General features: G+C 73.0%; 21 protein-coding genes. 11 read left to right on the forward strand and 10 right to left on the reverse strand.

Annotation, left to right across the window (positions count from 1 at the left end; translation table 11 throughout):
• Positions 1 to 84 precede the first annotated feature (84 nt).
• A complete protein-coding gene (locus tag BV907_RS12235; protein WP_139346752.1) occupies positions 85 to 1,659 on the reverse strand; it encodes an aminopeptidase P family protein in 1,575 nt (524 codons plus the stop codon).
• Between the two features lie 55 nt (positions 1,660 to 1,714).
• Here BV907_RS12235 and BV907_RS12240 point away from each other — a divergent pair, with 55 nt between their 5' ends.
• Complete coding sequence (locus BV907_RS12240) at positions 1,715 to 2,563, forward strand: PHP domain-containing protein (RefSeq protein ID WP_077490001.1); 849 nt, start codon at positions 1,715 to 1,717, stop codon at positions 2,561 to 2,563.
• A 154-nt stretch (positions 2,564 to 2,717) separates the two neighbouring features.
• Positions 2,718 to 3,101, forward strand: a complete 384-nt coding sequence (locus tag BV907_RS12245) for a hypothetical protein (RefSeq protein ID WP_139346753.1) — start codon at positions 2,718 to 2,720, stop codon at positions 3,099 to 3,101.
• Here BV907_RS12245 and BV907_RS12250 read toward each other — a convergent pair whose 3' ends face one another.
• The 5 genes from BV907_RS12250 to thiE all read right to left on the reverse strand — a co-directional run bounded on the left by BV907_RS12250 (position 3,102) and on the right by thiE (position 9,394).
• On the reverse strand, positions 3,102 to 3,944 hold the full coding sequence (locus tag BV907_RS12250; RefSeq protein ID WP_077490225.1) for a DNA-methyltransferase: 843 nt from the start codon (positions 3,942 to 3,944) through the stop codon (positions 3,102 to 3,104). It lies immediately after the preceding gene.
• Positions 3,945 to 4,015: 71 nt separating this feature from the next.
• Positions 4,016 to 5,911, reverse strand: a complete 1,896-nt coding sequence (locus BV907_RS12255; RefSeq protein WP_077490003.1) for a DEAD/DEAH box helicase — start codon at positions 5,909 to 5,911, stop codon at positions 4,016 to 4,018.
• A gap of 281 nt (positions 5,912 to 6,192) precedes the next feature.
• Positions 6,193 to 7,809 carry an RNB domain-containing ribonuclease gene (locus BV907_RS12260; RefSeq protein WP_425441634.1) on the reverse strand — a complete coding sequence of 539 codons (1,617 nt, stop codon included), beginning with the start codon at positions 7,807 to 7,809 and terminating at the stop codon, positions 6,193 to 6,195.
• 23 nt (positions 7,810 to 7,832) lie between these two features.
• The gene (locus tag BV907_RS12265; RefSeq protein ID WP_077490004.1) at positions 7,833 to 8,675 is read right to left on the reverse strand and encodes a prephenate dehydratase; all 843 of its coding nucleotides are present in this window, start codon (positions 8,673 to 8,675) and stop codon (positions 7,833 to 7,835) included.
• Positions 8,672 to 9,394 carry a thiamine phosphate synthase gene (thiE, locus tag BV907_RS12270; protein ID WP_077490005.1) on the reverse strand — a complete coding sequence of 241 codons (723 nt, stop codon included), beginning with the start codon at positions 9,392 to 9,394 and terminating at the stop codon, positions 8,672 to 8,674. The genes BV907_RS12265 and thiE overlap by 4 nt, the downstream gene beginning before the upstream one ends.
• A gap of 129 nt (positions 9,395 to 9,523) precedes the next feature.
• Between thiE and thiO the strand changes: the two genes are divergently transcribed.
• The 4 genes from thiO to BV907_RS12290 all read left to right on the forward strand — a co-directional run bounded on the left by thiO (position 9,524) and on the right by BV907_RS12290 (position 12,203).
• Positions 9,524 to 10,747, forward strand: coding sequence for a glycine oxidase ThiO (gene thiO / locus BV907_RS12275; RefSeq protein ID WP_077490006.1), 1,224 nt, complete (start codon positions 9,524 to 9,526; stop codon positions 10,745 to 10,747).
• Positions 10,744 to 10,986: a sulfur carrier protein ThiS gene (thiS, locus tag BV907_RS12280; RefSeq protein WP_077490007.1), complete on the forward strand. Its 243-nt coding sequence runs from the start codon at positions 10,744 to 10,746 to the stop codon at positions 10,984 to 10,986. Before thiO ends, thiS begins: the two co-directional genes overlap by 4 nt.
• A 1-nt stretch (position 10,987) precedes the next feature.
• Complete coding sequence (locus BV907_RS12285) at positions 10,988 to 11,809, forward strand: thiazole synthase (RefSeq protein ID WP_077490008.1); 822 nt, start codon at positions 10,988 to 10,990, stop codon at positions 11,807 to 11,809.
• A 67-nt stretch (positions 11,810 to 11,876) separates the two neighbouring features.
• Positions 11,877 to 12,203 carry a 4a-hydroxytetrahydrobiopterin dehydratase gene (locus BV907_RS12290; protein ID WP_077490009.1) on the forward strand — a complete coding sequence of 109 codons (327 nt, stop codon included), beginning with the start codon at positions 11,877 to 11,879 and terminating at the stop codon, positions 12,201 to 12,203.
• A 2-nt stretch (positions 12,204 to 12,205) separates the two neighbouring features.
• Here BV907_RS12290 and BV907_RS12295 read toward each other — a convergent pair whose 3' ends face one another.
• From BV907_RS12295 to BV907_RS12305, 3 genes are read right to left on the reverse strand one after another with little or no spacing between them, the layout of a single operon-like run.
• Positions 12,206 to 12,517: a hypothetical protein gene (locus BV907_RS12295; protein ID WP_077490010.1), complete on the reverse strand. Its 312-nt coding sequence runs from the start codon at positions 12,515 to 12,517 to the stop codon at positions 12,206 to 12,208.
• Positions 12,518 to 12,530: 13 nt separating this feature from the next.
• Complete coding sequence (locus BV907_RS12300; protein WP_077490011.1) at positions 12,531 to 12,755, reverse strand: DUF3107 domain-containing protein; 225 nt, start codon at positions 12,753 to 12,755, stop codon at positions 12,531 to 12,533.
• Positions 12,756 to 12,815: 60 nt separating this feature from the next.
• Positions 12,816 to 13,439, reverse strand: coding sequence for a TetR/AcrR family transcriptional regulator (locus BV907_RS12305; RefSeq protein ID WP_077490012.1), 624 nt, complete (start codon positions 13,437 to 13,439; stop codon positions 12,816 to 12,818).
• 126 nt (positions 13,440 to 13,565) lie between these two features.
• Between BV907_RS12305 and moeB the strand changes: the two genes are divergently transcribed.
• Complete coding sequence (gene moeB / locus BV907_RS12310; protein WP_077490013.1) at positions 13,566 to 14,750, forward strand: molybdopterin-synthase adenylyltransferase MoeB; 1,185 nt, start codon at positions 13,566 to 13,568, stop codon at positions 14,748 to 14,750.
• 102 nt (positions 14,751 to 14,852) lie between these two features.
• Here the strand turns inward: moeB and BV907_RS12315 are convergent, their stop codons facing one another.
• Positions 14,853 to 16,196: a glutamyl-tRNA reductase gene (locus BV907_RS12315; protein ID WP_077490014.1), complete on the reverse strand. Its 1,344-nt coding sequence runs from the start codon at positions 16,194 to 16,196 to the stop codon at positions 14,853 to 14,855.
• Positions 16,197 to 16,291: 95 nt separating this feature from the next.
• Here BV907_RS12315 and hemE point away from each other — a divergent pair, with 95 nt between their 5' ends.
• The 4 genes from hemE to BV907_RS12335 all read left to right on the forward strand — a co-directional run bounded on the left by hemE (position 16,292) and on the right by BV907_RS12335 (position 20,949).
• Entirely contained in the window at positions 16,292 to 17,353 is a 1,062-nt protein-coding gene (hemE, locus tag BV907_RS12320; protein WP_077490015.1) for a uroporphyrinogen decarboxylase, read from the forward strand.
• Positions 17,354 to 17,394: 41 nt separating this feature from the next.
• Positions 17,395 to 18,897, forward strand: a complete 1,503-nt coding sequence (hemG, locus tag BV907_RS12325; RefSeq protein ID WP_077490227.1) for a protoporphyrinogen oxidase — start codon at positions 17,395 to 17,397, stop codon at positions 18,895 to 18,897.
• A gap of 73 nt (positions 18,898 to 18,970) precedes the next feature.
• Positions 18,971 to 19,687, forward strand: coding sequence for a hydrogen peroxide-dependent heme synthase (hemQ, locus tag BV907_RS12330; RefSeq protein ID WP_077490016.1), 717 nt, complete (start codon positions 18,971 to 18,973; stop codon positions 19,685 to 19,687).
• A gap of 2 nt (positions 19,688 to 19,689) precedes the next feature.
• The gene (locus tag BV907_RS12335) at positions 19,690 to 20,949 is read left to right on the forward strand and encodes a ferrochelatase (protein WP_425441640.1); all 1,260 of its coding nucleotides are present in this window, start codon (positions 19,690 to 19,692) and stop codon (positions 20,947 to 20,949) included.
• The last annotated feature ends 2 nt before the right edge of the window (positions 20,950 to 20,951 follow it).

A 20,951-nucleotide genomic window follows, 5' to 3' on the forward strand; every position in this document is an offset into this window, starting at 1 on the left:
CCAAACGCCGCATCGCAACACGCTGGAATCCGGAGATCTTTTCGGCATGTTGCGATGCGGCGTTTGAGGATGGGGCCGGGGCCGTTAGCGCAGGGACGCCATCCAGGCCTCGACGTCCTCAGGCGTGCGGGGCAGGGCAGCGCTGAGGTTGACCGGGCCGTCCTCCGTCATGAGGACGTCGTCCTCGATGCGCACGCCGATGCCCCGATACTCCTCGGGGATCGCGAGATCCTCGGCCTTGAAGTACAGCCCGGGCTCGATCGTGAACACCATGCCGGGGGCGAGCTCGCCGTCGAGGTAGAGCTCGCGGCGGGCCTGCGCACAGTCGTGCACGTCGAGGCCGAGGTGGTGGCTCGTGCCATGGGGCATCCACCGGCGATGCTGCTGGCCCTCTTCCGAGAGCGCCTCGGACGCGGGGACCGGGAGCAGACCCCACTCCTCGAGCCGCGCCGCGAGGACCTCCATCGCGGCAGCGTGGACCTGTCGGAACTTAGCTCCCGGGCGCGCGGCGGCGAAGGCCGCGTCGGCGGCGTCGAGCACGGCCCGGTAGATCCGCCGCTGGACCTCCGAGAAGGTCCCGCTCACCGGGAGCGTGCGCGTGACGTCCGCGGTGTAGAGGGACTCGGCCTCGACGCCCGCGTCGACGAGGAGGAGCTCCCCCTCGTGGACCGCGCCGCTGTTGCGGATCCAGTGCAGCACCGTGGCGTTGTTCCCGGACGCGGCGATCGTGTCGTACCCGAGGTCGTTGCCCTCCTCGCGGGCCTTGGCGAAGAACGCCGCCTCGACCACGCGCTCGCCCCGGCGGTGTGCGACGGCGCGGGGGAGGGCACGGACGATCTCCTCGAAGCCCTTGGCCGTCGCCGCGACGGCGGTGCGCAGCTGCTCGACCTCCCACTCGTCCTTGACGAGGCGCAGCTCGGACAGGGCCTCGGCGAGTTGGTCGTCGAGCGCGTCGTAGACGCTCAGGTCGAGTGACTCCGGATCCTGCGCCGTGTTGTACCGGGCCGTGTCCACGAGCGCGTCGAGGTTCTCGTCGACCTTGCGCACGAGCCGGACCGAGATCCCGCCGATCTCGGTCGCGCCCACGCCCTTCGTCACGGCGACCTCGAGCCCGTCGATGTGCGCCGTCGGCAGGCCGAGGCGGGCCTCGAGCTCGGCTAGCGTCGGGCGGGCGCCGACCCAGAACTCGCCCGAGCGGGGATCGGCGTAGAACTGCGCGGAGTCGCGGCCGGCGAGCGGGCGGAAGTAGAGCGTCGCGGTGTGCTGCCCGCCGTCGTCGCCCGTGCCGGCGTCGGCAGGCTCGAGGACGAGCACGGCGTCGGGCTCATGGTCGAGGCCAAGGCCCGTGAGGTGCGCGAAGGCCGAGTGTGGGCGGAAGCGGTAGTCCGTGTCGTTCGAGCGGACCTTGAGCGGACCGGCGGGGACGATGAGCCGCTCGCCGGGGAAGCGCTCGGAGATGGCACGGCGGCGCCGGGCGGCGTGGTCCGCGACGGCGTCGCGCGGCGGGAGCGTCGTGTCCGCGGGCGCCCAGTGCGAGGCCATGAACGCCTTGAACGCATCCGACGACGGCCGCTGCGACCGGTTCGTGGCGCGCTCCTCGAGCGGCTGGGACCCAGGGGTGGCTTCCGTGAACTCCTCGGCGGGATCTGAAACAGTCACCGTGCCATTGTTCCACCGGCTCCGACGATGTCCAGCCCGGCGCTATCGTGGGGGCGTGAGGATCGATCTGCATGCCCATACGCGCGTCTCCGACGGGACGGAGACGCCCGCGGAGCTTCTGGCCGCCGCGGCCGAGGCGGGCCTGGACGTCCTCGCGATCACGGACCACGACTCGACTGCGGGCTGGGACGAGGCGTCCGAGTCGGCGCGCAGGCACGGAATCACGCTCGTGCCGGGCATGGAGGTCTCGTGCCGCACGCCCGAGGGGATCAGCGTCCACGTCCTCAGCTACCTCCACGACCCCCGGCACCCCGGGCTGCTCGAGGAGATCACGAAGGCCAAGGACGCCCGTCTGTCCCGCGCCGAGCACATGGTCTCGCTCCTCTCCGAGGACTACCCGCTCTCGTGGGACGACGTCACGCAGCACGTCGCGCCCGGAGCCACGGTGGGGCGGCCGCACATCGCCGACGCCCTCGTCGCCGCGGGCCTCGTCGGAGACCGTACCGAGGCCTTCGCGACGATCCTGTCCTCGCGCTCGCGCTACTTCGTGCAGCACTATGCCCCCGAGCCGGCCCTCGCCGTCGCGCTCATCCGCGAGGCCGGCGGCGTCCCCGTCTTCGCCCACCCCGTCGCCTCCTCCCGGGGCCGGACGGTCGGCGAGGACGTGTACCTCGAGATGATCGACGCCGGGCTCGCGGGCCTCGAGGTCTACCACCGGGACAACCCCGCGGACCGCCGCCCCTTCCTGCTCGGCCTCGCGCGCGAGCACGGGCTCCTCGTGACGGGTTCCTCGGACTACCACGGGGCGGGCAAGCCCAACCGGCTCGGCGAGAACCTCACGACGCCCGACGTCTTCGGCGAGATCGAGCGCCAGGGGCGCGGCGCCGCCGTCGTGCGCGGCTGAGCCGCGAGAGAACGGCTCCGCGCCGCCGGTACGGCATTCTTTGCACGGATGCTTGACCCGCCCCGAGAACCGCCGCGTACTCTGGCGGTACTGGGGACGGCGCCCCGCGCCACAGCAGAATCGGTCTCAACGCCATACAGAGACGGAGCCCCCAATGTTCAGGAAGACTTTGGCGACCCTCGGCGTCGTCGCGGCCCTGACGCTCATCCCGACGACCGCGCACGCGCTCGACTGTACTAACGCGAGCCGCCCGGACTATACGGGCACCGAGTGGGTGTTCATCCCGGACATCCAGTCCAATGTCCACTTCGACGGCAACTGGGGCTTCGTCGAGCAGTGGGGGATCTGGGTCTTCCTGCCGCCCGGCACCGTGCCCGGCCTGCCGGGCAGCGGGGGCAACTTCAGCAACAACGCGGCGGAAGATCCGCTCGGCCCCGACTATGCGTACGCGCTCCACGTCCAGGGTTTCTGCCAGTCCTCGGGCACGGACGCCCGCCAGACCACCAAGGGGATCCAGCTCGGCCACGGCTGTCCGTGATCAGCCCCTGACCACGCGCGCGGACGGGAGCCTGCCGGCCATGACCTCGACAGCCTGCGGGTTCTCGTCCACGCACACGAACCGGCGCCCGAGCCGCTGGGCCACCGCGCCCAGCGTGCCGGAGCCGGCGAAGAAGTCCAGCACCCAGTCGCCCGGGCGGCTCGACGCGGCCACCATGCGCCGCACGAGCCCCTCGGGCTTCTGCGTGGGATAGCCCGTCTTCTCCCGCCCGGTGGGCGAGACGATCGTGTGCCACCAGACGTCGGTGGGCAGCTTGCCGCGCTCGCGCTTCTCGGCCGTGACGAGGCCGGGGGCCATGTAGGGCTCGCGGTCCACCTCGTCGCTGTCGAAGTGGTACCGCTCGGGGTCCTTGACGTAGACGAGGATGTTGTCGTGCTTGGTGGGCCAGCGGCGGCGCGCCCTGGCCCCGTAGTCATACGCCCAGACGATCTCGTTGAGGAAGCAGTCGCGGCCGAAGATCGCATCGAGCATGACCTTGGCGTAGTGCACCTCGCGGTAGTCGAGGTGCAGGTACAGCGTCCCGTCCTCGGCGAGGAGACGCCACGCCTCGATGAGCCGCGGCTCGAGGAACGCCCAGTAGTCGCTGAACGCGTCGTCGTAGCGGTGCAGGGCACCCTTGATCGTCTCGTAGCGCTGGCCCGAGAACCCGATCCTGTCGCCCTCGGCGCTGCGCACGGTCGTGATCTCCTGCCGACGCTGGGCGCGGCCGGTGTTGAACGGCGGATCGATGTAGACCATCGTGAACGCGCGGTCAGGGAGGGTCGGCAGGAATTCGGCGTTGTCCGCGTGCACCACGAGGTCCGGCCCCGCCGGGGACCACAGCCCAGGGGCCCGGCCGGCGCTCGGTGCGCTCGTCCGGGCCCCCTCGAGAGGCTGGCTGGCCACGCCCGGAGCTACTCGGCCTCGACGCGGCTGACCACCTCGCCGTTGACACGGCGGGTCCGTGAACGACGACGGCGCGCGGCGGCGACGCCGCGGTCCACCGGAGTGCCGTCCCCCACGGCCGAGAGCTGCACGGCCGCGGCGGGGGAGGTCCGGCGGGCCGGGCCGGCCTGCGACCCGGAGGCCGACGCGCCGTCCTCAGCGGCCCGGCCGCCCGAGGCCCGGCTGCCGGTGCCCTCGCCGCCCTGCTCGGTGCCCCCGGCGGAGGACCCGCCGCGGCGGCGACGGCGGCGGCCCTCGCCGCTCGTCTCGCTGTGGGCCTGGCGGTCGGCGCGGCCGTGGCCGTGGCCGGACTTGCCCGCGCCCTCGGCGGGCTCGGCCGCGGGGCTGGCGGCAGCAGCGGCGTCGGACGTGCTCTCGGCCCGCCCGCCGCGGCGGCGGCGGCCCTCACGGCCCTCGCCGGCCTTCTCCTCGCGCGGCTTCTCGCCGCGGCCCTCGCCTCGCCTGGAGCGGCCGCCCTTCTTGCGGCCCGGCTCGCCGAGATCCTCGAGCACCTCGGCGTCAACGCCCTCGAGGACCCTCTTGTCGCGGGGGAGGCGGCCCTTCGTGCCGGCGGGGATGCTGAGGTCGGTGTAGAGGTGCGGGGACGAGGAGTACGTCTCGACCGGCTCGGAGACGTCGAGGCCGAGGGCCTTGTTGATGAGGCCCCAGCGGGGGACGTCCTCCCAGTCGACGAACGTCACGGCCGTGCCCTTGTTGCCCGCGCGGCCCGTGCGGCCTACGCGGTGCAGGTAGGCCTTCTCGTCCTCGGGGCACTGGAAGTTGATGACGTGGGTGACGTCCTCGACGTCGATGCCGCGGGCGGCGACGTCCGTCGCGACGAGCACGTCGACCTTGTTGTTGCGGAACGCGCGCAGCGCCTGCTCGCGCGCGCCCTGGCCGAGGTCCCCGTGGAGGGCCGCGGCGGCGAAGCCGCGGTCGACGAGCTCCTCGGAGAGCTTCGCGGCCGTGCGCTTGGTCTTCGTGAAGATGATCGTGCGGCCCCGGCCCTCGGACTGGAGGATGCGGGCCACGACCTCGTCCTTGTCGAGCTGGTGCGCACGGTAGATGACCTGGCGGATGTCCTTCTTGGTCACCGCGTCGTCGTTCGGGTCCGCGGCGCGGATGTGCGTCGGCTGCGACATGTACCGGCGGGCCATCGCGACGACGGGGCCCGGCATGGTCGCGGAGAACAGGAGCGTCTGGCGCACCGCCGGGATCGCCCCCATGAGCGTCTCGACGTCCGGGAGGAAGCCGAGGTCGAGCATCTCGTCGGCCTCGTCGAGGACGATGATGCGCACGTTCTTCAGGTTCAGGTGGCGCTGTCGGTGGAGGTCGATGAGGCGCCCCGGCGTGCCCACGACGACGTCGACGCCGGTCTTCAGGGCCTCGATCTGCGGCTCGTAGGCGCGGCCGCCGTAGATGACCTCGACGCGCAGGCTCGTGCGGCGGCTCGCCGTCCCGAGGTCCTTGCTCACCTGGATCGCGAGTTCGCGCGTCGGGACGACGACGAGCGCCTGGGGGGCGCCCGGGACGGGCAGCTTCGCGTAGTCCGGGTGGTCCGCGGGGATCGTGCGCTGGAGCGCGGGGATGCCGAAGCCGAGGGTCTTGCCGGTGCCGGTCTTGGCCTGGCCGATGATGTCGTGCCCGCCGAGCGCGACGCCGAGCGTCATCGACTGGATCGGGAAGGGGTGGAGGATCCCCGCGTCCGCGAGGGACTGGGCGATCTCGGGGACGACGCCGTAGTCGGAGAACGTCTTCTGGCTCTCCTGGCGCACGGGCGCGTCATTGGTGATGGTCTCTTCGGTCTCGAGGGTCTCCGTCCCGGTGTCGTCGGTCAGGAGCTCGTGGGTGTGCACTTCGTTCAAGGAGTAGGGTCCTTCTCCATCTGGGCCCGAGCGGGTTCATGCGTCGACGGACGCCGCCGGCCTCTGGGGCCGGTCAGGGCGTCCGGAGCAGGTGCGCGCGCCGGCCGTCCAGTGGAAGCCGATCGCGGGCTTGTCGAGCGCCGGCCGTCAGGGCCGGCAGGGAGAAAGCAGATCGCGGCAGTACGACCGGGCATCCAGTAACCCTTCAAGGATACCGCGAGGGCCGCACAACGCTGGAATCGTGGCGCACGACACGATCCCACTGCGGCCTGGGCGCAGGGTCAGGCCCGCTCGAAGAGGATCCTTCGCGCCATGACGTCCGCCTCGACGAGCCGGACCCTGACCGTGGTCCCAGACACCATGTCGCCGTCGCAGCGCGCGGTGACCGGCGGCTCGGCCAGCTGGATCGTCCCGAACGGGCGCGGGCGTGCCCCGGAGGGCTTCTCGGCTGTCCCTTCTGAGCCCGCCCCGTTCTGCGAGCTCGCGATCCGGTCGAGGGGCGACTCCTGCTGCGGCCGCCGGGCGCCGCGCGTGCCGGTCACCGGTTCGCCGTCCGGCGCGCCGTCGCGCCCGCCGCCGTCCTCCTCCTCGTCGGCAGGTATCGAGCCGGAGACAACGACGGCGTCGAACTCCTGGCCCACGCGGTTGACCAGCAGCGCCGCCTCGACGAGGTCCAGCGATGCGCGCTCGACCCGTCCCGCGAGCTGGTCCGAGGCCGCCATGATGGCCGGCAGCTCCGGCAGGGCCGCGCGAGCCCAGCCCGGAACCTCGTGCCCGTTCGCGTGCGCGTGGCAGATGACGAGGACGAACCGGTCCACGAGGCGGCGCAGGGGAGCGGTCGTGTGCGCATAGGGGGCGCCGATCGCGGCCTGGGCGGTCGCGGCGGGCGGCAAGCCGTCGAACGGCGTGTAGCCGGCGCCCCGGAAGAGCGCCCCCGCCGCGTGCAGGATGGCGAGCTGGCGGGGGTCCGAGGCGTCGAGCGTGCGCAGGTATTGGCCGTAGGGCACGTCGTCGTCCCACGGCTTCCCGAGGGCGCTCGTCTGGCGGCGGAAGTGCCGCAGGGAGCGCTCGTCGGGCTCCGGCATCGTGCGCAGGATCCCGGTGCCGCCCGCGAGCATGAGTTGGGCCGCCGCCATGCCGGTCATGAGCGAGATCTGCGCGTTCCAGTCCTCGACGGGCCGGGACGGGGACGCCTCGATCCCGTAGCCGCCATCCGCAGTGATGATCTCCTGGTCGGGCAGGTTCAGGCTCGCCCCGCCGCGGGCCGCCTCGAGCCGGATGCGCAGGAGGCCGACCTCCCTCAGGAGCACGAGGGTCTCGACGGCGGTGCCCGCGTCGATCTGCTCCTGCGCCCGCGCGTAGGAGAGCTTCGCCCGGCTCCGCACCCGGGCGCGCTCGAGGCCGACGCCGGCCACCTCGCCGTCGGGGGCAAGGCGGAAGTCCCACACAAACGCGCTGCGCACCTGGTCGGCGAGGAGGCTCCCCGCGGAGTCGCTGATCTGGGCCGGATGCAGCGGGACCTTGCCGTCCGCGGCGTAGATGGTCTGGCCGCGGCGGCGGGTCTCGGCGTCGAGTGCCGTGCCGGGCTCGACGAACGCGGGGACGTCGGCGATGGCGTACCGCACGCGGTAGCCCCCGCCGTCGCGCTCGATGTGCAGGGCCTGGTCGAGGTCCGTCGACGTCGGCGGGTCGATGGTGACGAACCCGATGCCGGTCAGGTCGGCCTTCGGGAGCTCGAGAGCGGCGATGGCCCGCTCTGCGTCGGCGACGGCGGCCTCCGGATAGCCGTCCTCGAGCCCGAACTCGGCACGCATCGCCGCGAAGGCCGCCTCGAGGAGGGCCCGGGGACCCTCAGGGGCGGCCTCGGACACCTTCGGCGTCACGTGATGGTGCGGCACGGCGCCAGCCTAGCCCCGTCGGCTCAGCCCTGCACCCCGAAGCGGCGGGGATGCGCCGGGAAGACGCCGAGGATGCGGACCTCCGTCGAGAAGAACGCGAGCTCCTCGAGGGCGCGGGCGAGCGGCGGCTCGTCCGGGTGGCCCTCGACGTCGACCATGAACATCGTGGCCGCGAACTTCCCCTCGACCATGTAGCTCTCGAGCCGGGTCATGTTGACCCCGTTCGTGGCGAAGCCGCCGAGGGCCTTGTACAGCGCCGCCGGGAGGTTCCGCACCCGGAACACGAAGCTCGTCACGAAGGACTCGGTGCCCGCCTGCGGGTACTCGCGCGGTGGGGCGAGGACCACGAACCGGGTCGTGTTGTGCTTCTGGTCCTCGATGTCCGAGGCCAGGACTGTGAGCCCGTACCGCTCGGCGGCGAGCGGCGGGGCGATCGAGAGCCGCGTCGGGTCGCCCCACTCGGCCACCTCGCGGGCCGAGCCGGCCGTGTCCCCCGCGACGACGGGCGTGAGCCCGTGGGCGCGGATGAACCCGCGGCACTGGGCCAGCGCGTGGACGTGGCTGTGCACCTCGCGCGCGCCCTCGAGGGTCGCGCCGGGGACGCCCATGACGCTGAAGCGGATCCGCAGGAAGTGCTCGCCGATGATCTGCAGGCTCGTGTCCGGCAGGAGGAGGTGGATGTCCGCGACGCGGCCCGCGACCGTGTTGTCGATCGGGATCATGGCCAGCTGCGCCTGACCCGAGGTGACGGCCGCGAAGGCGTCCTCGAAGGTCGCGCACGCGAGCGTCTCGGCGCCCGGGAACGCCTCGAGCGCGGCCATGTGGGAGTTCGCGCCGGGCTCGCCCTGGTAGGCGACGACGGTCATGCGCGCGCGGGGAGCACAGGAGGCACGGGGAGACCAGGCAGCTGCGCGCGCAGGCGGGCGGCGGCGTCGGCCGGATCGTCGGCATCGGTGATGGCCCGCACGACGACGACTCGGCTCGCCCCGGCGTCGACCACCTCGGCGACGTTGCCGTGGTCGATGCCGCCGATAGCGAACCACGGCAGGGGCGCCTGCCCAGCGTCGAGCGCCTCGCGCGTGCGCCGGGCCGCGTGCTCGACGAGGCCGAGACCCACAGCGGCGCGGCCGGGCTTGGTCGGCGTGGCCCACAGCGGGCCGGTGCAGAAATAGTCGAGGGAGCCGTTGTCGGCGGCGGCGCCCGCTGTGCCCCTCGTGCTTCCTGCGTCGATCGCGGCGTCGACCTGGTCCGCGGTGTGCGTCGAGAGCCCCACCGCCACAGGGCCGACCACGATGCGCCGCACGGCAGGGAGCGGGAGGTCCTTCTGGCCGATGTGGAACACGGGGGCACCCGAGAGCGCCGCGACGTCGGCGCGGTCGTTCACCGCCCACAGCTTCCCGTGCCGCTCGGCCACGGCGCGGAGCACCTCGAGGAGCTCGAGCTCCCGTGCCGCCTCGAGGCCCTTGTCGCGCAGCTGGATGATGTCCACGCCGCCCGAGAAGGCGGCGTCGAGGAAGTCCTCGAAGTCGCCGCGGTCGGTCCGGGCGTCGGTGCACACGTAAAGCTGGGCGTCGGTCAGGAGCATGGGACCTAGACTAGTGCCCAGTACTGCGGGAGCCCGCGAGTGTGACCAGAGGTCACCGTGCGGCGGGCTGAGAGGGCAAGCGCCGACCGCCACACCTGATCCGGGTCATGCCGGCGGAGGGAAGGAACTATGGACAGCACCGACGTCCTCGTCGTCGGCGCGGGCGTGATCGGCCTCGGCATCGCGTGGGAGGCCGCCCGGACGGGGCGGCGCGTCGCCGTCGTCGATCCCGCGCCCGGCAGCGGGGCGAGCTTTGCCGCGGCCGGCATGCTCGCTGCCGTGAGCGAGTACCACTATCAGGAGGAGGAGCTCCTCGGGCTCATGCTCGCCTCGGCGTCCGCGTGGCCCGAGTTCGCCGCGGGCGTCGGCGGCGACTGTGGCTACCTGCGGACCCCCACCCTGTGTGTCGCGGGCGACGCCGCCGACCGGCAGGCCTTCGCGGACCTGCGGGCCGTCCAGGGGGAGCACGGGCTCGCCGTCGAGCCGCTCTCGGTGCGGGAGGCCCGTCGGCGCGAGCCACTCCTGGCCCCGGCGCTCGCGGGCGCCTTCGAGATCGCGGCGGACCACCAGGTCGACCCGCGCCGGCTCGTCGCAGCCCTGTGCGGCCGCCTCGGCGAGGGCGCGTTCGTGCGCTCCCGTGCCGCGTCGCTCGTGTGGGACGGCCCCGCCGTCGTCGGTGTGCGGCTCGAGGACGGGCGCGAGCTGCGTGCGGCGGAGACCGTCGTCGCCAACGGCCTCGGCGCGCGGGAGCTCCGCGGCCTCCCTGTCGAGCTGCCGCTGCGTCCCGTGTACGGCGACATCCTCCGGCTGCGCGTGCCCGGACCCCTGCGCCCCCTCGTGAGCGCGACCGTCCGCGGCCTCGTCCGCGGGCGCCCCGTGTACATCGTTCCCCGCGCCGACGGGACGGTCGTGATCGGTGCGACGCAGCGGGAGGACGGCTCGGAAGGCGTCTCGGCCGGCGGCGTCTACGAGCTGCTGCGCGACGCCCAGGCGCTCGTGCCCGCCGTCGCCGAGCTTGAGCTGTGCGAGACGACGGCGCGCGCCCGCCCCGGGACGCCGGACAATGCGCCGCTCCTGGGGCGGGTCCGCGCCGCGGGGGACAGGGAGCACGACGGCGAAGCGCACGTGCCGGGCCTCATCATCGCCACGGGCTTCTTCCGGCACGGCGTGCTGCTCACCCCCGGCGCGGCGCACGTGTGCGCGGGGCTGCTCGAGGGGCGCACCGACCCGCGCTGGGACGTGTTCAGTCCGAGCCGGTTCGGGCACAGAGGCATCCCCGCGCTCGCGGGGGCCACGGCCGAGAGGCCACCGGCCGCCGAGGCGGCGGCCGCGAACGTAAGGCAAGCGACATGACGAGAGCGATCACAGTGAACGGCCAGCCACGGGAACTCCCGCAGCCGGCGACCGTCCTCGCCCTCGTGGCGGAGACCACGGGACGGGCCATCGGCAGCGACGGCAGGCCCGCCGACGGCGGGCGGCTTGGCGTCGCCGTCGCCCTCAACGCCGACGTCGTGCCCCGCGGCAGCTGGGCGGCGACGCCGCTCGCGGCGGGCGACGCCATCGAACTTGTCACAGCGATGCAGGGAGGCTGACATGACCCAGGACACGACCCACGCGCCCGCCCTCGGGCTCGCCGAAGCCGGCGAGGACCCGTTCACCGTCGACGGCGTCACGCTCGGCTCGCGGCTCATCATGGGCACGGGCGGGGCGCCGAGCCTCGACGGGCTCGGGCTGGCCCTCGAGGCGTCCGGGACCGAGCTCACGACCGTCGCGATGCGCCGCTATTCGCCGGCAGAGCAGGGCTCGCTCTTCCAGCTCCTCGTGGACCGGGGCATCCGCGTCCTTCCGAACACGGCCGGGTGCTTCACCGCGCGCGATGCCGTGCTCACGGCCGAGCTCGCGCGCGAGGCCCTCGAGACGGACTGGGTCAAGCTCGAGGTCATCGCCGACGAGACGACGCTCCTGCCGGACCCGATCGAGCTCGCCGACGCGACCGAGCAGCTCGTGGGCCGTGGGTTCAAGGTCTTCGCCTACACGAACGACGACCCCGTCCTGGCCCGCCGGCTCGAGCAGCTCGGCGCCGTCGCCGTCATGCCGCTCGGCGCGCCCATCGGGACGGGCCTCGGGATCCTCAACCCGCACAACATCGAGCTCATCGTCGCCCGGGCGGGCGTCCCCGTCGTGCTCGACGCCGGCATCGGCACCGCCTCGGACGCGGCCCTCGCGATGGAGCTCGGCTGCGACGCCGTGCTCCTGGCCACCGCGGTCACGCGCGCGCAGGACCCGGTGCGCATGGCCTCGGCCTTCCGGTACGCGGTCCAGGCGGGGCGCCTCGCGTCCCGCGCCGGGCGGATCCCGCGGCGCGACCACGCGCTCGCCTCGAGTCCCATGGAGGGCCGGGCGGAGTTCCTCTGACGCAGACCCACGCTGAGTTCCGCGCGGCCCCGTGACGCCGCGGCGCCCGCGGCCTACCCTCGTCAGCATGGAAGTGCTCAGCGACGAGCAGGTCGAGAGGGAACTCGGGCAGCTGCCCGGTTGGCTCCACGCTGGCGGCGGCATCGCCACGGTCTACAGGCTGCCGAGCTCGGCGGCCGCCCTGACGTTCATCGCCGCGGTCGGGGAGGTCGCCGAGGAGCTCGGCCACCACCCCGACCTGGACTGGCGGTACAACCGGGTGATCCTGCGCTTCAGCACGCACGACGCGGGCGGGCGGATCACGGCGAAGGATATCGAGGCCGCCCACCGCTGCATGCTCCGCGCCGCCGCGCTCGACGCCGTCGCCCAGCCGGAGAAGCTGCCCGAGGTCTAGGCCTACCGCTTGAGGATCTCCGTGAGCCGGTCCGTGTCGGCCTTCGTGCGGCGACGGACGAGGACGGCTGCCACGGCGACAGGCGCGGCGATCGACACCAGCATGGGCAGGACCCACGGCATCCACGTCAGGCCTGTCGTGTAGCCGGTCCCGAGACCCACAAGCACGATCCAGACAACACACGCCGCTGTGACGGCGACCGCGACCGGGAGCATGATTCCGTACTTGCCGTGGCGGCGGTCCGAGGCCCAGACCGCGAAGCCGGCGGCCGCCGCGACGATCACGTCGATGACGAGGGACCAGACGGTCTCCACAGTCCGCCTCGCCTCAGAGAGCGCCGAAGCCCACGCGCCGCGGCTCTTGGGCGCCGAGCTCGACGTAGGCGAGGACACTGGCCGGGACGATCACCTGACGGCCCTTCTCGTCGTCGAGGCGGAGCTCCTTGCCGCTGCCGATCGCCTCCGCGACCAGCTTGGCGACCTCGTCCGCGTCGCGGGCGGACTCGAGGACGATCTCGCGGCCGACGTTCTGGATGCCGATCTTGATTTCCACAGGCAGACTCCTTGCTTCGATGACGCGCGGGCCCTCACGCGGGCCGACTCCCTTTGTACCTTATGCCTCTTTGGGGAAGCGCGAGATGCCGCGCCACGCGAGCCGCGAGACGAGGTCCGCGGCAACGTCGATGTCCAGCGAGGTCGACGTCTCGAGCCAGTGGCGCGCGCTCACCTGCGCCATGCCCGCGAGGCCACGGCCGAGGAGCTGGGCCTCGACCATGGGCAGCTTCGTGTCGGAGGCGATGACCTCGGCGATCGCCTCCGAGAAGCCGCGGTTGAAGGTCTCGAGGCGCGAGGCGACGTCGGTGTCGTTGAGGAGGTCCGACTGGAAGACGAGCCGGTGGGCCTGGTCGTCGGCGGCGATGAACTCGTAGTAGGCCCGGATCACGGCCCGCACGCGCTCGCGGTTGTCCGTCGTGGAGCCGAGGGCCTTCTTCATGAGGTCCGACAGCGACGCGAGATGGCTGTCGAGGAGGGCGAGGTACAGGTCCCGCTTGGACGGGAAGTGCTGGTACAGCACGGGCTTGCTCACGTGCGCCGCCTCGGCGATCTCGTCCATGGCCGCACCGTGGTAGCCGTTGGAGGCGAAGACCTCGAGCGCTGCGGAGAGCAGCTGGGCCCTCCGCTCGTCCCGGGGGAGCCGTGGGGAGCGTGCGGTAGCCGCTTGGGGTTCGGTGCTCACTGCTGATACCTCTCTGGCGGTTCGGGCATGTGGAACCTTGCTCGAACGGTAGTCCTACTCTACCCGGCGGTCACGTGGCGGCAGCCCGTGTCGCGGCCTCCTCCCCGGGAGGCCTAGATTGGATCTATGGCCATTCAGGTTCGCTCTGCCCTGCCGCCGCTCGTCGAGCCCGCGGACTCCCTCACGCCCGAGGAGCTCCAGCGCTACTCGCGGCACGTGATCATCCCCGAGATCGGCAACGAGGGGCAGCGACGGCTCAAGAACGCCAAGGTCCTCGTCGTCGGCGCGGGCGGCCTCGGCTCGCCCGCCCTCCTCTACCTCGCCGCCGCGGGCGTGGGCACCATCGGGATCGTCGAGGACGACGCCGTCGAGCTCAGCAACCTCCAGCGGCAGGTGATCCACGGCGTCGCCGACGTCGGCCGACCCAAGGCCGAGTCCGCCCGCGACGCGATCCTCGGGCTCAACCCGCTCGTCGAGGTCAGGCTCCACGAGGTCTACCTCGACTCCGGCAACGCCCTGCAGATCTTCGCCGACTACGACCTGATCCTCGACGGAACGGACAACTTCGCCACCCGCTACCTGGTCAACGACGCCGCGGCCATCCTCGGCAAGCCCTACGTCTGGGGCTCCATTTTCCGCTTCGACGGCCAGGTGAGCGTCTTCTGGGCCGAGCACGGACCTACCTACCGCGACCTGTACCCCGAGGCGCCGCCGGCGGGATCCGTGCCCTCGTGCGGCGAGGGCGGGGTGTACGGCATGCTGTGCGCTGCGATCGGCGCCTCCATGGTCACCGAGGCGGTCAAGCTCATCACGGGCGTGGGCCGGACCCTGCTCGGCCGCGTCCAGCTCTACGACGCCCTCACCGCGACGTGGCGCGAGCTGACGGTCGCGAAGGACCCGGACGCCGAGCCGATCACCGAACTCGTGGACTATGAGGCGTTCTGCGGCATCGCCCCGGCCGGGACCCCCGGGACCGACCGGACCGTGAGCGCGGCCCAGCTGGCCACGATGCTCGCCGCGCGCGAGGCGGGCCTGCGGGACTTCGAGCTCATCGACGTGCGCGAGCCGGGCGAGGCCTCGATCGTCGGGATCCCGGGCGCGCGGCTCATCCCGCAGGGCCGGCTGCTCTCCGGGGATGCGTGGTCCGAGGTGCCGCGGGACCGCGAGGTCGTGTTCCACTGCAAGAGCGGCGCCCGCTCGGCCGCGGTCCTCCGTGCGGCCCTCGAGGCCGGCTACACCGATGTGCGGCATCTCGACGGCGGGGTCCTCGCCTGGGTGCGGGACGTCGAGCCGGCCAAGCCGGTGTACTGAGCGAAGCCCGAGGGCAGAGACGTGCTCCGGGCGGGGAAAACGGCTCGGCGCGGCGGGGGCGACGGCGGGCACGCGCCGTCGAACGTCAGCCCGCGTCGAACGTCAGCCCGCGCGCGTGTGCGTGACGGGGCAGTCTGCGTCCGTGGGGGACGGCGGGGGAGCGCCGGGGCCGGGCGTCGGCGGGAGCATGCGGGGCACCTCGACCGAGATGCCGTAGAGCGCGTCGAGCGCGGCGAGGTACTCGTCCTCGCGGCCCTCGGACGCGAGCTGGCGAGCGCGCACCGTGGGCGTGTGGAGGAGCTGCTTGACCATGCGGCGCATGGCGAACTCCACCTCCTCGGCTGCCGCGGTGCAGCCGTGGCGGGCGCGGACCTTCTCGATCTCGGCGTCGAGAACCGCCATCGTGTGCTTCCGCAGGGCGACGATCGCGGCGTCGGCCTGGCGCGCCTGGCGCTGCGACTCGAAGTCCTCGGCTGCCGCGGTCACGATCGCGCTGGCCTGGGCGAGGGCCTCGGCCTGCTCCTGGGGCGCCGCGAGACGCACCGACTCGAGGGTGATGAGCTCGACGCCGTCGAGCGTGCCGACCGCCGGGTCGAAGTCGTGGGTGAGTGCGAGGTCGATCACGATGAGCTGCTGGGCGGAGTCCTCCCGGATCGCTGCGAGCTCGACGGCTTCCATCGCCGCGTCGGAGCCGCTGCAGCCGATCAGGACGTCCGCCTCGGCAATCGCTCCCGGCAGCTCCTCGTCCGCGATGGCCCGCGCGCCGCGCGCCGCGGCGAACTCCTCCGCACGGCCCGAGGACGAGAACACGCCGACGTCATGGCAGCCGCGTTCGCGGAGGAGGGCCATCGTGGCCCCCGCGTAGGCGCCGGTGCCGAACAGGACGGCCTTCTTGTCCGCCCAGGCGCGCACCTCGGCGAGGTCCTCCGCGAGGTCGAGGGCGACGGAGACGATCGAGAGGCCGCGGCTGCCCAGGGCGGTCTGCGCGCCGACGTCCTTGGCGGTCTTCGAGGCGGTCTGGAACAGCCGCACGAGGGAGGGGCTCGCGGTGCCCTCCTGCTGGGCCGAGATGAGGGCGCGGCGCACCTGGCCGGCGATCTCGCGCTCGCCCACGACGGCGGAATCGAGCCCCGAGCTCACCGCGAACAGGTGGCGCGCGACGTCGCGGCCCCCGTTGACGGCGAAGGCGCCGGAGACGGTCTGCTCGGGCAGCCCGCTGCGTGCGCTGATCTCGCCCACGATGGCGGAGCGCGCGGCGTCGACGTCCTCGGCGCTGGGCACCTCGGCGTAGATCTCGTATCGGTTGCACGTGGCGAGGACGACCGCGCCGCTCAAGGCGGGGGAGGACGTGGCTGCGCCGGCCACGCCCGAAGCACCGTTGCTCAGCGTCGCAACGGTCTCGAGATCGATGTCGGCGTGTGTCGCCACCAGAGAGAAAACAACCACAGCGCCACCATCATAGCTTTTCGCCCGGGTGTAGAAAACGAGCCACGAGACAGCCTGTCGCCATGAGGGTCGGTGCCCTCTGAGACAATCGCCCTATGAACCTGAGCGCAGACCACCCCCTGAAGGACGGACGGACGGCGCAGTCGCCGCTCATTACGGCATATCGCGGCGGGAGGCCCAGCAGGAAGCCGGTGTGGTTCATGCGCCAGGCTGGCCGCTCGCTCCCGGAGTACCGCAAGGCCCGCGAGGGCGTCGGCATGCTCGACTCGTGCCTCCGACCCGAGCTCGCCGCAGAGATCACGCTCCAGCCCGTGCGCCGCCACGACGTCGACGCAGGCATCTTCTTCTCCGACATCGTCATCCCGCTCAAGCTCGCCGGCGTCGGCGTCGAGATCGTCCCCGGCGTCGGCCCCGTCCTCGAGCGGCCGATTCGCTCGGCCGAGGACGTCGCTGCCCTCCCGCGCTTCGAGGACTCCGCCCTCGAGCCCATCCGCGAGGCCGTGCGCCTCACCGTCTCCGAGCTCGGCACGACGCCGCTCATCGGCTTCGCGGGGGCGCCGTTCACCGTCGCGGCGTACATGGTCGAGGGCAAGCCCTCCCGCGACCACCTCGGCCCGCGCACGATGATGCACGGCGACCCGGGCACGTGGGCCGCGCTCATGGAATGGACCGCCGAGGCCTCGGGCCGCTTCCTCCGCGCCCAGATCGAGGCCGGCGCATCCGCGGGCCAGCTCTTCGACTCGTGGGCCGGCTCCCTCGGCCTCGAGGACTACCGCCGCTTCGCCGCCCCCTTCTCCTCGAAGGCCCTCGACTACGTCCGCGACCTCGGGGCGCCGCTCGTGCACTTCGGCACGGGAACGTCCGAGCTGCTCGGCCAGATGTACGAGGTCGGCGTCGACGTGGTCGGCGTCGACTACCGCCTCCCGCTGCACGAGGCCAACCGCCGCCTCGGCGGGCGTGTGGTCCTCCAGGGCAACATCGACCCGGCCTTCCTCGCCGCCCCGTGGAACGTGCTCGAGGCGCACGTGCGCGAGGTCGTGCGGGCGGGCGCGTCCGCCCCTGGCCACGTCATCAACCTCGGCCACGGGGTCCCCCCGGAGACTGATCCGGAGATCCTGACCCGCGTGGTGGAGCTCGTCCACTCGATCACCCACTGATGTCCCCCCAGGCTGCACCCATCGCCGGAGATCCGGCCGCCATGCCGGCGGCGGTGCCGGACGGCGGAGGTGCGGCGCGCGCCGTCGTCGTCGGGGGAGGCGTCTCCGGCCTCGTCGCGGCCCTCGAGCTGCGGCGCGCCGGCCTCGCCGTGACCGTCCTCGAGGCGGGCCTGCGCTGGGGCGGGTGCATCGGCGAGCACGAGGTCGGGGGCCTCACCCTCGACAGCGGCGCTGAGTCCTTCGCGACCCGCACCGACGCCGTCGGCGCGCTCCTGGCCGAGCTGGGCCTCGCCGACCAGATCGTCGCGCCGCACCCGTCGGGCGCCTGGGTCCTGCTGCCCACGGGGCCGGAGGAACTGCCCAAGACAGGCGTCCTCGGCATTCCCGCCAACCCGTGGAACCGCGAGGTGCGCTCCGCCCTCGGCTTCTGGGGCTCGCTGCGCGCCTCGGCCGACGCGCTGCTCCCCGTCGGGCAGCCCCGGGGGCAGCGGAGCGTCGCCCAGCTCGTGCGTGTGCGGATGGGCCGGCGCGTCCTCGAGCGGCTCGTCGCGCCCGTGGTCGGAGGTGTGCATTCTGCGGACCCGGAACTGCTCGACGTCGACATGGTCGCCCCCGGCCTGCGCCGGCTCATGGCGGAGCGGGGCTCCCTCGCCGCGGCGGTCGCTGCCCAGCGCCGCGCCGGCGCCGGTGCGAAGGCCGGCTCCGCCGTTGCGGGCCTGCGCGGCGGCATGAACCGGATGGTCTCGGCCCTGCTGGCGCGGCTCGAGGACGACGGCGCGCGGCTGCTCGCGGGGCACCGCGCCGAGCGCCTCGACCGGCTCACGGCGGAGGACGGCACCGTCAGGTGGCACGTGGGCGCGGCCCTCGAGCCCGCACCGGGCGAGCCGGAGGGTGCCCCACCACGGACAGCCGACTACGAGGCCGAACTCGTCGTCGTGGCCCTCGGCGGTCCGGCCGCCGTCGAGCTCCTCTCGGACGCCGTGCCCGCGCTCGCGGGCCACGAGCCCGTTCCGGGGCCGGAGGTCAAGCTCGTGACTCTCGTCCTCGACTGCCCCGCGCTCGACGCCCGCCCGCGCGGAACGGGCATCCTCGTCGCCCCCCAGGTCGCGGGCGTGAAGGCCAAGGCGCTCACGCACGCGACCTCGAAGTGGCAGTGGCTCGCGGACGAGGCGGGGCCCGGGACCCACGTCGTGCGGCTCTCCTACGGACGCGCGGGCGTCGCCGGGCTGCCCGCTGGCGAGCCCGAGTCCGACGACGAGCTCTTCGCCGCGGGCCTGCGGGACGCATCAGTCCTCCTCGGCGTCCCCCTCCTGCCCGAGCAGGTCCTCGGCTGGGACGTCGTGCGCTGGGAGGGCGCCCTGCCGTTCGCCGCCGTGGGGCACCGGGAGCGGGTTGCGGCCGTCCGCCGGCTCGTCGCCGAGCAGCCGGGACTCGCCGTCGTGGGCGGGTGGGCCTCGGGGAACGGGCTCGCCGCCGTCGTCCCGGACGCCCGCGCCCAGGCCCTTGCCCTCGCGGGCTCCCTGTCCGGGGAACCGCCCGCGTGACCTTGATCACTTCTACGTCATGTAGAACTCTGTGGATTCGATTTGCCGATGCGTTAGGAGCACACTGGAAACCATGAGCCACACTTCCGTCGAATCTGTCACCAAAGCCACGGGCGAGGAGGCTGCAGAGACGCAGCAGTTCTTCACCCTCTGGACTGTGTTTAAGCGGGTCCCTGGCGCCCCCGCGCCGACTGACGGCGCGGTGACGGAGTTCGAGGCCCTCGTCGCGCGGCTCGCCGAGGGCGGCGTGACCCTGCGCGGCGCCTACGACGTCTCGGCGATGCGCGCCGATGCGGACGTCATGGTCTGGCTCCACGGCGCCGAGCCCGAGGCCCTGCAGCAGGCCGTGCGCGACATCCGCCGCAGCGACCTCTTCGCCGGCGCCGAGATCGCGTGGTCTGCGATGGGCGTGCACCGCGAGGCCGAGTTCGCCAAGAACCACACGCCCGCCTTCTCGCGCGGGGTCGAGCCCAGCACGTGGCTCACGGTCTACCCGTTCGTGCGCTCCTACGAGTGGTACCTGCTCCCCACCGACGAGCGCTCGCGCATGCTCCGCGAGCACGGCATGCTGGGCCGGGACTTCCCGCAGGTCATCTCGAACACCGTCTCCTCGTTCGCGCTCGGCGACTGGGAGTGGCTCCTCGCGCTCGAGGCCCCCGAGCTGACCGACCTCGTGGACATGATGCGCCACCTCCGCTACTCCGACGCGCGCAACCACGTGCGCGAGGAGGTCCCCTTCTACACGGGCCGCCGCATCTCCGTCTCCGAGGTCGCCGAGGTGCTCGCGTGAGCATCGCCGGCATCGAGGTGCCCGGGGCGGTCGCGCCCCTGGCCGTGAGCACGTCCCCGAATCCCGTCACCGAGGCGGGCCGGCTCGCCCCCGTCGAGTACGACGCCGTGCTGCTCGCCTCCTTCGGGGGCCCCGAGGGCCAGGACGACGTGATCCCGTTCCTGCGCAACGTCACGCGCGGCCGCGGCATCCCGGACGAGCGCCTCGAGGAGGTCAGCCACCACTACCGTGCCTTCGGCGGCGTGAGCCCCATCAACGCCCAGAACCGCGCCCTCAAGGCGGCGCTCGAGGCCGAGCTCGCCGCCCGCGGGATCGGGCTGCCCGTCTACTGGGGCAACCGCAACTGGGCGCCCTACATGCCGGCGGTGCTCGAGGAGATGTACGGCGCCGGCCACCGCCGCGTCCTCATGCTCTCCACGAGTGCCTACACGTGCTACTCGAGCTGCCGCCAGTACCGCGAGGACATCGGCCTCGGCCTGTCCGAGACCGGGCTCGACGGGAAGCTGCAGGTGGACAAGGTCCGCCAGTACTTCGACCACCCGGGCTTCGTGGAGCCCTTCGTCGAGGGCACCGCGGCCGGCCTCGCCCGCGTCCGCGAGGCGCTGGGCGCCGCCGACGGCTCCCGCGACGCCGAGATCCTGGTGCTGTTCGCGACGCACTCCATCCCGACCCGCGACGCCGAGGCCGCAGGCCGTGCCGACGGCGAGCCGCGCGAGTTCGAGGACGGGTCCGCCTACGTGGCCCAGCACCTCGCCGTCGCCCGCGCCGTCATGGCGGCCGTCGCCGGCGACTCCGACCGCATCGCCTGGGACCTCGTCTACCAGTCCCGCTCCGGCGCCCCGCATGTGCCCTGGCTCGAGCCCGACATCAACGACCACCTCGAGGCGGCCGCCGGCGAGGGCGTCAAGGGTGCGGTGATCGTGCCCCTCGGCTTCGTCAGCGACCACATGGAGGTGGCCTGGGACCTCGACACCGAGGCCCTCGAGACCTGCCGGGGGCTTGGCATCGAGGCCGTCCGTGTGCCGACACCGGGCACCCATCCTGCCTTCGTCGCAGGCCTCGTGGACCTGCTCTGCGAGCGGCTCCCGGACGGCTGGCGCGGCGCCCAGCACATCGCCGGGCGTCCGCACGTGACCGCCCTCGGCCCATGGTACGACGTCGTCCCCGCCGGGGACTGCGAGAACTTCCGCGGCGCCAAGCCCGTCATCGCGGAGGCGGGCTCCGCCGTCGGCACCGCCCACTCCCCCTACCCGGAGGTCTGACC

This window comes from Sinomonas mesophila (assembly GCF_001999765.1).
GTDB lineage: Bacteria > Actinomycetota > Actinomycetes > Actinomycetales > Micrococcaceae > Sinomonas > Sinomonas mesophila.